Source organism: Arthrobacter sp. AIWTK1, from assembly GCF_056680535.1.
Genome location: NZ_CM155287.1, coordinates 3,745,079 through 3,759,006, shown reverse-complemented (window position 1 = coordinate 3,759,006; position 13,928 = coordinate 3,745,079). Strand labels below are relative to the sequence as shown.

The following is a 13,928-nucleotide window of genomic DNA, read 5'->3' as shown; positions in this document are numbered from 1 at the left end:
TGCGTTACGGAACGCAGCCCCCGGCCCGCACCCGCGTCCGGGAGTTTTCCACATGGCCCGGGCGGGCGCTTTCAAGGTGTCGGCCGCCACTGGAAGCTGATGGAATGACCAGTCAGGCAAACACCCGCCCGCATGAGGCAACGGATCCGCTCGCTGACATCTGGGCCGAAATCGTGACCTCGCAGGCGGATGGCCGGGTCTCGCGGAACTCACCCGCGGCCGTCATAGTGCCTCCCATGCCGGAGGTGACGGGTGCACCTTCCGGCTCCAGCCACGTAGTGCCTCTTTCCCTGGCGCCTGATCACGCCGTCGCCGCATTTCCGCTCCCCAAAGGCGAAATCATGTGGCGCACTGAAGAGCTACTTGCGCAGGGGCTCAGCAAGCGGCGAATCAATGAACACCTCCGGGCAGGCTCCCTTGTCAGGGTCCGCACGGGCGTCATGGCCCGCGGAAGTTTCTGGAATGGCCTCTCGGACGGCGACAGGGAGCGGGCCCGACTTGCCGCGTACAGCAAGCGGACCCTGCCGGCCTCGGCTGACGGGCTGACGTTCAGCCACACGTCCGCAGCGCGCCTGCATCGGCTGTATTTGTGGCGAGCTGACGACCTGATACACGTAACCATTCCGTACCATGCCGCCCGGGGCTCGCACGCCGCCGACGTCAGGGCCCATTCGAGTCCTCTTCTGCCCGGCGACCGGCTTGAGATAGATGGCCTGCCCGTGACTTCCTTGCACCGGACCGTGCTGGACTGCGCCCTGATGCTCAACTACCGGCAGGCCCTGATCCTCCTCGATCACGGGCTGCGGATCGGATGCGAGAAACAGCGACTTGAATCGGCCTGCGCCGAACTGACGGGAGTCCGGGGTGTTGCCGGCTTTCGCAGGGCACTGGCATTTGCCAACCCTCTGTCGGAGTCGCCCGGCGAGTCACTGACGAGGGACGTCATTGCCGGGTTGAGACTCCCCGCTCCCGTGCTCCAATTTCCGGTCCGCACAACCAGAGGCATGTGCAGATTCGACTTTGCGTGGCCCGACCTACGGGCTGCCCTGGAGTTCGATGGAAGGTCGAAGTACTTCGACTACAAACCGACGGCGCAGGTGATTTACGAAGAGCGTGAGCGGGAGAAGCTGTTGACCGAACTCGGGTGGCGGATCCTGCGCATCGGCTGGAAGGACCTTTTCGACGAGCGGAGCCTGAAAGTGCGCCTGCTCCGGCTCCTCGGCGGCTGAAATCGCGGGTGCGGGCCGGGGGCTCCGTGCCGGCACACAGCCCCCGGCCCGCAGCAGCGAAGTCGGATCCCGGCAAGGAGGAATTGCGCCCCGCCCGGCAAACGTGGTCGAGTAGAGACATGACTGAACAGCCTGCACCCGCGGAAATCCAGCCCCTGAACGACCTCGAAGAGAAGCTCGCCACAGGTGACCAGCCGGATGCCAACCCGGTGGACGTCATCCTGTCCTTCCTCAACAACGAGGTCTACATCATCAGCTCCGACGCGCTTGAGGGCGAGGACGCCCAGGTGGAACCCCTGGTGCTGTCCAACGCCGAAGGCAAGCCCGTGCTGGCCGTGTTCTCGCACCCGAGCCGGGTGGACCAGCAGTTCCTCGACGCCGCCCCCAACGTCCTGGGCACCCAGGGAGCCGCCATCATCGGCAACCTCGGTGATGAGCTCGGCATGGTGATCAACCCCGGCAGCGCCTTCGGCTTCGAAATCGATCCCGAAGGCGTGGCCAACATCCGGCGCGACTTCAAGCGCGCCGACCAGCCCGCGGACCAGCCCGCAGAGGGTTCCGGCGCCGCGGCAGCCGAGTAGCTCCGGCGTCATTCCGACTCGAACCGGCAAGCCGCCGACGCAGTTGCGCCGGCGGCTTGCCATCGGTGAATAATGGCAGAATGCGTCTAGGCGTTCTCGACATCGGTTCAAACACTGTCCATCTGCTCCTGGTCGACGCGCACCCCGGCGCGCGGCCGGTGCCTTTCGCCTCGCATAAACGCCCGCTCTCACTGGTGCAGTTCCTCGATGTCGAGGGAAACATCAACGACGCCGGCCAGCACGAACTCATCGAATTCGTCCTGGAAGCGTGGGAGTTCGCGGCCAAACACAAGGCCCAGGACCTGCTGGCCTTTTGCACCTCCGCCATCCGCGAAGCCACCAACGGGCCTGCCGTGCTGGCCCGGGTCAAGCACGAAACCACCGTGACGCTCCAGGAACTCACCGGCAGCGAAGAGGCGTCCATGACGTTCTTTGCCGTCCGGCGCTGGTACGGCTGGGGTGCCGGACCCATCCTGAACCTTGACATCGGCGGCGGCTCCTTCGAAATGGCGTTGGGCCAGGATGAGCTACCTGAACTGGCCACGTCCGTACCACTGGGCGCGAGCCGCCTCACCCGGGACTGGCTGCACGAGGACCCGCCCACCGCGAAGAGCGTCAAGGAGCTCCGGCGCTATATCCGGGCAACCCTCAAACCTGCGGTTCGAAGTTTCAACGAGCTTGGCAGGGCCAACGTGGTGGCCGGAACGTCCAAGACCTTCCGTTCGCTGGCCCGGATCGCCGGGGCGGCGCCGAGCGGGGCCGGGCCGTACGTCAAGCGTGAACTGGGCGCCACGGACCTTGGCATCTGGGCGCAGCGGATTTCCGCCATGAAGACCGAAGACCGGCTGCACCTGCCCGGTGTCTCCGAGGCCCGTGCCAACCAGCTCCTCGCGGGAGCACTCGTGGCCGAGGCGGCCCTGGAACTCTTCGAATTCAAGAAGGTCAAGATCTGTCCCTGGGCGCTTCGCGAAGGACTGATCCTCCGCAGGCTGGACCAGCTGATCTTTGAAGGCCCCTTGGAACCGGCACACCAGGCGCTGCTGCCTCCGGTTGCGGCCACGCTCGCCGGCTCAACCACCGACGCCGGCGGGAGGGATGACTGAGATGAGCGCCGACGTCGAACGTTTGCCAGAAGAAAACCGCGCGATCCCGGTGGCGCTGTCCAGCGCCTCTGTCTACCCCCTGAGCGTGCACGATGCCTTCGCCGTGGCGCAGGACCTTGGTTTTGACGGCGTGGAGGTGATGGTCACCAACAACACCACCAGCCAGAGCCCGCACTCCCTGCTGGAGCTCAGCCACCGCTACCGCCAGCCGATCGTCTCCATTCATGCGCCCACGCTGCTGCTGACCCAGAAGGTCTGGGGATCGGCCTGGAACAAGATCGAAATGTCGTGCCGGATGGCCCGCGAGGTGGGCTGCGGCACCGTGGTGGTGCATCCGCCGTTCCGCTGGCAGAACAACTACGCGGAGAACTTCCCCGCCGGCATTCGCCAGCTCGCCGACATGTACCAGGTGCGGATCGCCGTCGAAAACATGTACCCCTGGCGCGTGCGGGGCCGGGAGACGGTTGCCTACCTGCCGCACTGGGACCCGTTGGGCCAGGATTACGACGACGTCACGTGGGACTTCTCGCACGCCGCCACCGCGGGAGCCAACAGTGTTGAGGCGATCAAGGCCCTCGGCAGCAAGCTCAGGCACATCCACCTCACGGACGGCTCCGGTTCCGGACGGGACGAGCACCTGATTCCCGGCCGCGGCAACCAGGGCTGCGCGGAAGCGCTGCAGCACCTGGCCGGCAGCGGGTTCGACGGCGTGGTGGTGGCGGAAATCTCCACCCGGAGGGCGAAGTTCGCGGGGGAGCGCGAACTGTGGCTTAACGAAACCCTGAAGTTCGCGCGCCAGCACCTGAGCCACCCGCTGGTCGGGGCACGGGAGGCGTAGCAGGATGTTCCGCGGAACGGACGCGGCGGAGTGTGTCGATACGGGCGGGAGCCGTTCGTATAGAAGGTGAGAGGCCGGCACCGGGCCGGCCGAATCCTCAAGGAGGAAAGCCAAATGTCACAGTACCTGCTCAGCATCTACCAGCCTGACGGTCCCGTGCCGGATGCGGAGTTCGTGGAGCCCATCATGCGCGGCCTGGAAGGCCTCAACCAGGAGATGAAGGCGGCCGGCGCCTGGGTGTTTGCCGCCGGACTCCATCCCGCGGATACCGCCACCGTCCTGCGGCCGCAGGGACACGACGTGCTCATCACGGACGGGCCCTTCACCGAAGGCAAGGAGCACCTGGGCGGCTTCACCGTCATCGACGTGGACGACCTCGACGCCGCCCTGGGCTGGGCCCGCCGGCTGGCGGAGATCGTGACGTTGCCGGTCGAAGTCCGCCCGTTCCTGCACTAGGTGTTCGGAGACGTACGGATGACGGGGCGCGGTTCCGCTTCAGAGGGGCCCGCTGCGGAGGGGGCCGTTTCGGGGGATTCCACCGGCGAGATAGCCCGGATCTTCCGCCGGGAGTACGGCCGCGCCGTGGCGGTCCTGGTCCGGGTCTTCGGCAGCATTGACCTCGCCGAGGACGCGGTCCAGGACGCTTTCACGGCGGCGGTGCACCGCTGGCCGACCACCGGCGTCCCGCCCAGCCCTGCCGGATGGATTATCACCACTGCCCGCAACCGGGCCATCGACCGGCTCCGGCGGGATGCCGCCCGCGACGACAAATATGCCCAGGCCGCCATCCTTGGCTACCGGACCGGGGACGCTTCCGGCGCGGCGCCCGAGGACCTGTTAATGGAAGAGCCGGGGGAGGAGGACGGGATGCGCGATGACACGCTGCGGCTCATCTTCACCTGCTGCCACCCCGCCTTGGGAACCCCGGCCCGTGTGGCACTGACGCTCCGCCTCTTGGGCGGGCTGAGCACGGCGGAAATAGCCCGTGCCTTCATGGTGCCGGAAAAGACCATGGCACAGCGGCTGGTCCGGGCCAAGGCCAAAATACGGGACGCCCGGATTCCCTACCGCGTGCCCCGCGGCGCCGAGCTGCCGGAGCGGCTGGCGGCCGTGCTCGCCGTCGTCTACCTCATCTTCAACGAGGGCTACAGCGCCAGCTCAGGCGAGGCGCTGGTCCGGGACGATCTCTGTTCGGAGGCCGTCCGGCTTGCCCGGCTCCTGGTGACGCTGATGCCGGATGAACCCGAAGCCCAAGGGCTTCTGGCGCTGATGCTGCTGATTGAGTCGCGGCGCGCAGCCAGAATGACGCCCGACGGCGGCCTGGTGCTGTTGGCGGACCAGGACAGACAGCTCTGGGACACGGACCTGATCCTGGAGGGCCAGTCCATTGTGCGCCAGTGCCTTCGCCGGAACCGGCCAGGACCGTACCAGCTCCAGGCCGCCATCAACGCGGTCCACAGCGATTCCCCGTCGGCCACAGAAACGGACTGGGAACAGATCCTGCGGCTGTACGACCAGCTCCTGCAGGCGTCGCCCGGGCCAGTGGTTGCGCTCAACCGGGCGGTGGCCGTTGCCGAGGTGCACGGCCCCGGGGCAGCCCTCAGCCTGGTGGACGAACTTGAGTTGGGAGGCTACGGGGTGTTCCACTCCGTGCGCGCTGATCTGCTCCGGCGCCTGGGCCGCTATCCGGAAGCCCGGGAGGAATACCGGGAGGCCCTTGGGCTGGCAGGCAACGCGGCTGAGCGCCGGTTCCTGGAAGGCCGGCTGCTTGAGCTGCCCGCGGCGGACTAGCCGGCCGAGTTAACGAGAAAAGCGAGTTAACGAGAAAACGCCGGGCGGTCCTGCCGAAGGAATTGGGGGAACCCTTCCGCAGCCGCCCGGCGCCGCGCCGGTTCCGAAGAACCGGCTGTCATCACTCGCACCTGTGAGGCACTTTCCAAGCTACAGACGGACTATGGGTGTTTCGGGGAATTTCCCTGTGCGTTGGCTGGCAATACGTGCCCCGGCGGGGACTTAAGCTGGCGGCGACTTAAAAGAGAAAGCACCGGCGGCCTCGCAGGAAAATGGGGGAAACCTGCTGCAGACCACCGGTGCCGGGCAAACATCCCCATGCTTGCCTCATCACTCGCACCCTCAATGAGGTAATAACTACGTTAGGGGCCGAGCTTGTGAGGAAGCTGCAGCGAACATGTGAGCCAGCTGTGAATGGGGCCGGGGCTGTTCCCTGTCCGCCGGCACGGCTCCGCTGGAGGGCGCGTTGCGCGCTGGCACGGCGGCCGCCGGATGCGACAACGCGCGCCGAACTGCAATGATGGACCAATGAGCAACCGAATCGCATTCCTTGGCTGTGGATCCATGAACGAGGCCGTCATGAGCGGCATGCTGGAGGCCGGAACGGACCCGGCGGACGTCGTGGCCACTGTCCGTCGCGCGGAGCGTGCTGCAGAACTTGCCCAGCGCCACCCCGGCATCACGGCCATCGCCGGAGAAGAGGAGCCGGAAAACAACAAGCAGGCGGCCACCGGATCCGACGTCGTGATTCTCGGCGTCAAGCCCGTAGGTATTGCAGACCTCGCGCGGGAAATCAGCGATTCGCTGTCCCCGAAAACCATCGTCATCAGCGTTGCCGCCGCGGTGTCAATCGCGCAGCTGGAAGCCGCACTGCCGGCCGGCCAGCCGGTGATCCGCACCATGCCGAACACGCCCGCCAAGCTGGGCCGCGGCGTCGTGTCCGTCTCGCCGGGAACGAACTGCTCGGCCGAACAGCTGCAGTTGGCCAAGGACATCCTCAAGGGTGCCGGGACCGTGGTGGAGGTGCCCGAGGAACAGGTGGATGCGCTGTCCGCCATCAGTGGATCCGGTCCGGCGTACGTGTTCTACCTGGCGGAGGCGATGGCTGCCGCCGGCGTCGAGCTCGGTCTGGATCCCGAGTTGTCGCTGCTGCTGGCACGGGAAACGGTCGCCGGAGGCGGCCTGATGCTGGCCGAACCCGGAGCGGACCCCACCGCCCTGCGCAAGGCCGTGACCAGCCCGAACGGCACCACCGAACGGGCCATTGCCACGTTCGATGAACGGGGTCTGCCCGCGATCATCGCCGACGGCGCCCGCGCCGCGGCGGCCCGCGCCGCCGAAATCACGAAGCAACTGGGCTAAGAGCCTTACGGCCCGCTGGGTAGCGGCCCGCCCGGTTAGGGGCGGGCGGCGAACCGTTCCAGCAGGTCCACGTGGCCGGACACGATCAGCATGTCCCGGGAGGAAACCTTGGTTTCCGGCCGGGCATAGGTGAAGTCTTCGCCCGGCGACTTCACGCCGACAATGGTCACGCCGTACTTGGACCGGACTTTGGACTCGTCCAGGGTGAAGCCCACAGTTTCCCTGGGCGGGTACATCTTGACGATCGCGAAGTCGTCGTCGAACTCGATGAAGTCCAGCATGCGGCCGGAGACCAGGTGTGCGGCCCGGACCCCGGCGTCGGCCTCGGGGTAGATTACGTGGTTGGCGCCGATCCTTGTCAGGATTTTGCCGTGCGAGGGCGTGATCGCCTTGACCCAGAGGTGCTCGATGCCGAGGTCCACCAGGTTCACGGTGATCAGCACCGACGATTCGATCGAGGTGCCCACTCCCACGACGGCGGAGCTGAACTCCTGCGCCCCGAGCTGCCGGAGCGCGTCGATGTTGGTGGCATCGGCTTCGACGACGTGCGTGAGCACGGGGGCCCATTTCTGCACCAGGTTGCGGTCGCGTTCGATCGCCAGGACCTCGCGGCCCTGCTTGACCAGCTGCTCGGCGGTGGACGAGCCGAAACGGCCGAGCCCGATCACCAGCACGGGGGCATTGTGGGCGGGGCGGTTGACGGCGCCTGAGGGATTAGCCAATGATGGGCCTCTCTTCCGGGTAGTGGTACAGCTGGCTGCGCTGGCGCAGTGCCAGGGCAGCGGCAAGGGTCACGGTTCCCACGCGGCCGGCGAACATCAGCGCGGTCAGGACATAAACGCCCGACGGCGGCAGTTCGGCACTGAGGTTGGTGCTGAGGCCCACGGTGGCGAAGGCGGAAATGGTCTCGAACAGCACCCGGTCCAGGGGCGCGCCGCTGATGTGCAGGAGCATAAAGGCCGATACGGACACCAGGGTTGCGCCTGCGACGATCACCGAGATGGCCACCCGCATGGTTCCCTGTGGAATGGTGCGGCCGTAGACTTTCACATCCGCGTCGCCGCGGGCCTCCGCCGCGATGGCCAGGAACATGACGGCGATGGTGGTCACCTTGATGCCGCCGGCAGTGGAGGCTGAACCGCCGCCCGCGAACATGAGGGCGTCAGTGAGGAGCATGGTGGTGGATTCCATGTGGTTCTGGTCCACCAGGTTGAAGCCGCCGGACCGGGTCATCACGGAGGCGAAGAGAGAATGCGCGATCTTGTCGCCGACGTCCATGGAACCGATGGTCCGCATGTTTTCCCACTCCATCAGACCCCACAACACTGTTCCGGCCGCCAGGAGGATGAAGGACACCTGGATGGTCAGCTTGGTGTGGAGGTTCCACTTCTTCCAGTTCAGCCCGTTCTGCTGCAGCACCATCACCACCGGAAAGCCAAGGCTGCCCAGGAAGACGCCGAGCATCAGCGGGACAAGGATCCACAGGTCCGTCTCATACGGGACGATGCCGTCCGAGTGCGGCGTGAAACCGGCGTTGTTGAAAGCCGAGATCGCGTAGAAGACGCCGTGCCACACCGACTGGCCGAAGCTTTCGCCCAGCAACAGGAAGCGGGGAACGAGGGCCAGTGCAAGGCAGCCTTCGATGATCACCGACGTGGTGATGACGATCCGCAGCAGGGTGCCCACTTCGCCAAGGCGCCCTGCGTTGTTCATGGCTTCCTGGGCAATGAGCTTGCCGCGCACGCCGAGCTTCTTGCTGACCATAAGCGCAAGCAGCGAGGCCAGGGTCAGAGTGCCCAGGCCGCCGACGAAAATACCGACCAGGATCACCAGCTGGCCGAAAAAGGACCAGTGCACGGCGGTGGACACCACGGTGAGGCCCGTGACGCAGACGGCGGACACCGCAGTGAACAGGGCCTGGTGCAGCGGCGTGAAGTCGCCGGTGGCGGACGACGCCGGCATGGACAGCAGCCCCGTGAACAAAAGGATGACAACACCGAACGCTGTCAGCGCCAGCCGCGCCGGCGACGTGTTGGCGATGTTGTCGATAAAGTCGCGGATACCCGTGAAGATCCACAGGCCCTCACGCTCCGGCATGCCGGGGTGCCAGTTAGCCGGGCTCTTGGACCTCGGCTGGCTTTGCGTCATGTGCGGCTTTTCCTCGGTTGAAACTGCTTCCTTCAGTAGTAAACCACTATATTCCGCACCATGACCGGGAAATGATGTTGCCCGGCTCAGGTAGCCTGTCCTTGATGACATTCCTGCCCGGACTCGCTCAATCCGCACTGCCAACGATGGTGGTGTGGGACATGGCCATGACCGCCTATAACTTCGGCCACGGGCACCCGATGGCACCCGAGCGCATGGAGCTCACCGCCCGGCTGTCCCGCAGCCTGGGCCTGCTGGACCTGGCGCACGTCACCGTGGCCGCCCCGGAAGTGGCCGGCGACGACGAACTGTGCACCGTCCACAGCCCCGAATTCGTGGCGGCGGTCCGGCGCGTCAGCCTCAACCCGGACGTCCCCGACCTGCAGCGGGGCCTGGGCACAGAGGACGACCCCGCATTCGCCGGCATGCATGAGGCCAGTGCCCGCCTTGCCGGCGGTTCACTGATGGCGGCCCGCGCGATCCTGGACGGCAGCGCGGTCCGGGCGGTCAACTTCGGCGGCGGCATGCACCACGCCGCCAAGGAGCGGGCCAGCGGCTTTTGCATCTACAACGATGCTGCCCTGGCCATCCAGAAGCTGCTCGACGGCGGCGTGCAGCGTGTGGCATATATCGACGTCGACGCCCACCACGGCGACGGAACGCAGAGCATCTTCTGGGACGATCCGCGGGTCCTCACCATTTCCCTGCACGAGACCGGACTGACACTGTTCCCCGGGACGGGCTTCGCCAACGAGATCGGCGGCCCCAACGCCCAGGGCAGCGCCGTCAATGTTGCCCTTCCGGCGGGAACGGGCGACGCCGGCTGGCTGCGGGCCTTCCATGCCGTGGTTCCGCAGCTGATCGGGGCCTTCGAACCCGAAGTGATTGTGAGCCAGCACGGCTGCGACTCGCACCGGCTGGATCCCCTCACGCACCTCAACATCAGCGTGGACGGCCAGCGTGAAGCGGCCACCGCCGTCGGGAATCTCGCAGCGCGTTACTGCGGCAACCGGTGGATAGCCACCGGCGGAGGCGGCTACAACGTGATCACCGTGGTGCCGCGGTCCTGGAGCCACCTGATTGCCGTCGCGGCCGGCAGGCCGGTGCCGCTCCGGACGCCCGTTCCCGAGGACTGGCGGCAGTACGTCAAGGACAAGTACGGGGCCCTTTACGGTGTGCCGGCGCCTGAATTCATGGGGGACGACGTCGATCTGTGGTGGCGCTCCTGGGAGGTCGGTTTCGACCCCAACGACGAGGTGGACCGCACGGTGATGGCCACGCGCAAGGAAGTGTTTCCGCTCTACGGCCTGGACCCCTGGTTCGATTAGCCCCTGGTTCGGCTGGCAGCCCCCGTCCGGGCGGTTCGACTACGTGAGCGGCTTCTCCGTCTGGAACACCACCCCGGCGGCGCCGATCAGCCAGCCCAGCAGCGACAGTGCGAAGGCGCCGATGAGGTCCGTTGACGCCGTTCCCTTGACCAGCCAGAGCAGCAGGACCAGCAGCCCCATCGTGAGGTAGACCACCACCGCGGCCACAATCCGCCCGGAGAGCCGGGCCGTGACCTCGGCCGGGTTGAAGGCAGCGGTGGCGCCCGCTTGGCCGGGTTTCAGGTCACGGCGGGCTTCCTCGTCGCGCCGGACCTCGGCAATGGTGAACCCCAGGGCCGAGGCGGTCAGGGAGCTCAGGGACGTGGCCAGCACGCCCGCCGCGGTAACCAGGGCTCCGTTGAGGGGCGGCGCGACCGTCCTGCCGTCCGGCACCCAGAACCCGACGCGCATCAGCACGGATCCCCAGACCGCCACGAACAGGCCCAAAAACACAAAAGCGATGATGTTGAACAGCTGCTGGCGCAGGAAATCCATGGCCACCCACCCCTCACGTTTGAGCGGCCGCAGCCGGACAGCCCGGGGCAACCGTGAGTCCGTTGTAGCACCGCCGCCGGTGCGGGGCAATGGCCGTTGTGCACGGGAGGAAATAGTGGATGCCATCCGGCGTATATGTCGCTAGGGTGGATCACATGGTGACAGACGACGTATTTGCCGTCATTGCTGAGGCAACCCGGCGTGACATTCTGGTATCCCTCCGCTCGGGGGACAAGGCAGTGGGGGAGCTGGTCGAGGAACTGGACGCCAGCCAGCCCACCATCTCTAAACATTTGAAAGTGCTCCGCGAGGCCGATCTTGTCAGCATGCGCGCCCAGGGCCAGAAGCGCTACTACGCGCTGAACCCCAAACCGCTTGCCGGCGTCGCCAGCTGGCTGGAGACGTTCGACGTCGGGCCGCGGGCCGCCGTCGTCAGCTCACCGGCAGCGCAGATCCTGGAGGAAAAACCGGTGCAGGTGGCGGAAACCGCAGGCGCCGTGCCGTCGCCGCTGGCCGCCGCTGCGGGTGCCGCCCGGCCGGCTGCGGCAGCGGTGCCGGGCGCCTCGGAAGGCGGGCAGCTGAGCCCTGCCGTGGCGATTCCGGTAGCCACGGCGGGGGATGACTCCGTCCCGCAGCAGATCGGCCGCACCGTGGGCCGGGCTGCCACCAAGGCTGCGGACCTCATCGCCAACCTGCCAAAGTTCGGCCGCAAGAAGTAGCCACACACCCAACTAGGTAGCAACAGGTGTCGTTCTGGGCGCTCAAAACGACATCTGCTGCTACCTAGTTGGGAGGGCGTGCCGGTTACCTGCCGAGGATCCGGACGTGGTCCGGGGTGAGCTCGGAGAGCTTGCTGACGCCCAGCAGGGCCATGGTGCGGGTCATGTCCTTTTCAAGGATCTGGAGGGCGCGGTCCACGCCGGCCCGGCCGCCGGCCATGAGGCCGTACAAGTACGCGCGGCCGATCAGGGTGAAGTCGGCGCCCTGGGCCAGCGCCGCAATGATGTCGGCGCCGCTCATGATGCCGGTGTCCAGGATGATGGCTGCGTCGGAGTTGTCCTTGGTCAAGGCTTCCTTGACGCCGGGCAGCAGGTGGAACGGGATGGGCGCACGATCCAGCTGGCGTCCGCCGTGGTTGGAGAGCACCACGCCGTCGGCGCCGTGGTCCACCACCTTGCGGGCGTCCTCCACGGTCTGGATGCCCTTGACCACCAGCTTGCCCTTCCAGGTTTCGCGCAGCCAGTCCAGGTCCTCGAACGTCAGGGTGGGGTCGAACATGGAGTTGATCAGGTCCGCCACGGTGCCGGTGTACCGCGAGAGCGACGCAAACGTCAGCGGCTCGTGGGTGAGGAAATTGAACCACCAGGCCGGGCGGTAGGACGCATCCAGCACGGTCTTGATGGTCAGTGCCGGCGGAATGGTCATGCCGTTGCGGACGTCGCGGAGGCGGGCACCGGCGACGGCGGTGTCCACGGTGACCATCAGGGTGTCGTTGCCTGCCTTGGCGGCGCGCTCGATGAGTTCGAGGGAGCGGTCGCGGTCCGTCCACAGGTACAGCTGGAACCAGTTCCGCCCGTTGGGCGCGGCCTCGGCAACGTCCTCGATGGACGCGGTGCCCATGGTGGAGAGCGTGTAGGGAATGCCGGCGGCTTCAGCGGCCTGGGACCCGGCGTACTCGCCTTCGGACTGCATCATCCGGGTGAAGCCGGTGGGCGCGATGCCGACAGGCAGGCGGGAGGGCTTGCCCAGGATGCCGGTGCTCAGGTCGATGCTGGAGACGTTCCGGAGGATGCCCGGCCGGAACTCGATGTCCAGGAAGGCCTCACGGGCACGGCGCAGCGTGATCTCGGCTTCGGCGGCGCCGTCGGTGTAGTCGAAGGGCGCCTGCGGGGTGCGGCGCTTGGCCATGTCCCGCAGTTCCCAGATGGTGCTGGCGCGCTGCAGCTTCGCGGCACGGCTGAACTCCGGCTTCTTGAACTGCATCAGCGGCGCCAGGTCGGAGTACTTGGGCACGCGGCGCTTGAGCGCGGCGGGGATGGCAGCGGCGGCCCGGTTTACGGCCCCGGTCAGGGTCGCGACGGGCGCGGCGCCGGCGGCCGTGGCCGGCACATCCGTTGTGTCGGGGGCCGGGGTGGCCTCGGGGTTGCTGGGCTGGATGGTGTGCGTCATTGCTGCCTCCGGGGCATCGGGCTTGTGTGGCTCTGGACGGGTGGCTTTGGACGGGTCGCTCTAGACGGGCGGCTCTGTGGTCTAACCACACTCTAGAGGATGTGGTCCAACCACATCAAGTACCATTGGCCCATGCGTACCCATCAATTGGTCCTGCAGTGGATCGAGAGCCAGCTCTCCAGCGGCGAACTGGCCCTGGGCGGCCGCCTGCCGGCGGAGCGGATGCTGGCCGAACAGCTGCAGGTGTCGCGCACCTCGGTCCGTGAAGCGATCCGGGTGCTGGAGGCCATGGGTGTTGTCCGTGCCGGGGTGGGCTCCGGTCCGGACGCCGGCACGGTGGTCATCGCGGACCCGACGGCCGCGCTCGGTTCGGCGCTGCGCCTGCATGTGGCCACCTCGCACCTGCCTGTGGCGGACATTGTGCAGACGCGCGTCCTGCTTGAATCCTGGGCCGTTGCCCGGGCCCGCACCGACTCCCCGGCGCTGGCAGAGGCCGCCGGGCTGATGGAAAAGATGGAGGCGTGCCACGATACCGACGAATTCCTGGCCCTCGACGTACGCTTCCACCTGGCCCTCGCCGAAGCCGCCGGCAACGCCGTGGTCAGCGCCATGATGGGCTCCCTGCGGGAAGCGATCCAAAGCTACGCCGGCAAACTCACCGCAAACCTTCCCGACTGGGAGGCCACCGCCGCCCGGCTCCGCGCCGAACACCGCGAAATCCTGGCGGCCATCAAAAACCACGACGGCGGCAGAGCAGCCGGTCTTGTGGCAGCCCACATCGAGGGGTACTACAAAGAAGCCGGGCTGGATCCGAAGGATTCGGACCCGGCCCGGCAGTAACCCGG

The 13,928-nt window shown here is 66.9% G+C and carries 14 protein-coding genes; 10 read left to right on the top strand and 4 right to left on the bottom strand.

What is annotated here, in order from left to right; all coding sequences use genetic code 11:
• Positions 1-104 precede the first annotated feature (104 nt).
• The 7 genes from AC1MDG_RS17255 to proC all read left to right on the top strand — a co-directional run bounded on the left by AC1MDG_RS17255 (position 105) and on the right by proC (position 6,904).
• Positions 105-1,229 carry a type IV toxin-antitoxin system AbiEi family antitoxin domain-containing protein gene (locus AC1MDG_RS17255; RefSeq protein ID WP_479805480.1) on the top strand — a complete coding sequence of 375 codons (1,125 nt, stop codon included), beginning with the start codon at positions 105-107 and terminating at the stop codon, positions 1,227-1,229.
• Between the two features lie 119 nt (positions 1,230-1,348).
• Positions 1,349-1,810 carry an SseB family protein gene (locus AC1MDG_RS17250; RefSeq protein ID WP_479805478.1) on the top strand — a complete coding sequence of 154 codons (462 nt, stop codon included), beginning with the start codon at positions 1,349-1,351 and terminating at the stop codon, positions 1,808-1,810.
• 80 nt (positions 1,811-1,890) lie between these two features.
• On the top strand, positions 1,891-2,913 hold the full coding sequence (locus tag AC1MDG_RS17245; RefSeq protein ID WP_479805476.1) for a Ppx/GppA phosphatase family protein: 1,023 nt from the start codon (positions 1,891-1,893) through the stop codon (positions 2,911-2,913).
• A gap of 1 nt (position 2,914) precedes the next feature.
• Positions 2,915-3,751, top strand: coding sequence for a sugar phosphate isomerase/epimerase family protein (locus tag AC1MDG_RS17240; protein WP_479809129.1), 837 nt, complete (start codon positions 2,915-2,917; stop codon positions 3,749-3,751).
• 114 nt (positions 3,752-3,865) lie between these two features.
• A complete protein-coding gene (locus tag AC1MDG_RS17235) occupies positions 3,866-4,207 on the top strand; it encodes a YciI family protein (protein ID WP_479805474.1) in 342 nt (113 codons plus the stop codon).
• Positions 4,208-4,225: 18 nt separating this feature from the next.
• Positions 4,226-5,542, top strand: coding sequence for an RNA polymerase sigma factor (locus AC1MDG_RS17230; protein WP_479805472.1), 1,317 nt, complete (start codon positions 4,226-4,228; stop codon positions 5,540-5,542).
• Positions 5,543-6,070: 528 nt separating this feature from the next.
• The gene (proC, locus tag AC1MDG_RS17225; protein WP_479805470.1) at positions 6,071-6,904 is read left to right on the top strand and encodes a pyrroline-5-carboxylate reductase; all 834 of its coding nucleotides are present in this window, start codon (positions 6,071-6,073) and stop codon (positions 6,902-6,904) included.
• Between the two features lie 35 nt (positions 6,905-6,939).
• Here proC and AC1MDG_RS17220 read toward each other — a convergent pair whose 3' ends face one another.
• Together AC1MDG_RS17220 and AC1MDG_RS17215 are read right to left on the bottom strand one after the other, a co-directional pair.
• Positions 6,940-7,578, bottom strand: a complete 639-nt coding sequence (locus tag AC1MDG_RS17220) for a potassium channel family protein (protein ID WP_198011609.1) — start codon at positions 7,576-7,578, stop codon at positions 6,940-6,942.
• A 40-nt stretch (positions 7,579-7,618) separates the two neighbouring features.
• Positions 7,619-9,052: a TrkH family potassium uptake protein gene (locus AC1MDG_RS17215; protein WP_043483720.1), complete on the bottom strand. Its 1,434-nt coding sequence runs from the start codon at positions 9,050-9,052 to the stop codon at positions 7,619-7,621.
• A 104-nt stretch (positions 9,053-9,156) separates the two neighbouring features.
• On the opposite strand from AC1MDG_RS17215, the gene AC1MDG_RS17210 reads away from it, so the two are divergent.
• Positions 9,157-10,380 (top strand): acetoin utilization protein AcuC, encoded by a 1,224-nt coding sequence (locus AC1MDG_RS17210; protein WP_479805468.1) that lies wholly within the window; start codon positions 9,157-9,159, stop codon positions 10,378-10,380.
• A gap of 39 nt (positions 10,381-10,419) precedes the next feature.
• Here AC1MDG_RS17210 and AC1MDG_RS17205 read toward each other — a convergent pair whose 3' ends face one another.
• A complete protein-coding gene (locus AC1MDG_RS17205; protein ID WP_479805466.1) occupies positions 10,420-11,040 on the bottom strand; it encodes a hypothetical protein in 621 nt (206 codons plus the stop codon).
• Positions 11,041-11,069: 29 nt separating this feature from the next.
• Here AC1MDG_RS17205 and AC1MDG_RS17200 point away from each other — a divergent pair, with 29 nt between their 5' ends.
• Positions 11,070-11,633 (top strand): ArsR/SmtB family transcription factor, encoded by a 564-nt coding sequence (locus AC1MDG_RS17200; protein WP_479805465.1) that lies wholly within the window; start codon positions 11,070-11,072, stop codon positions 11,631-11,633.
• Positions 11,634-11,718: 85 nt separating this feature from the next.
• Here AC1MDG_RS17200 and AC1MDG_RS17195 read toward each other — a convergent pair whose 3' ends face one another.
• Entirely contained in the window at positions 11,719-13,083 is a 1,365-nt protein-coding gene (locus tag AC1MDG_RS17195; RefSeq protein ID WP_479805463.1) for an alpha-hydroxy acid oxidase, read from the bottom strand.
• A gap of 132 nt (positions 13,084-13,215) precedes the next feature.
• Between AC1MDG_RS17195 and AC1MDG_RS17190 the strand changes: the two genes are divergently transcribed.
• Positions 13,216-13,923 (top strand): FadR/GntR family transcriptional regulator, encoded by a 708-nt coding sequence (locus tag AC1MDG_RS17190; protein WP_479805461.1) that lies wholly within the window; start codon positions 13,216-13,218, stop codon positions 13,921-13,923.
• Positions 13,924-13,928: the final 5 nt, after the last annotated feature.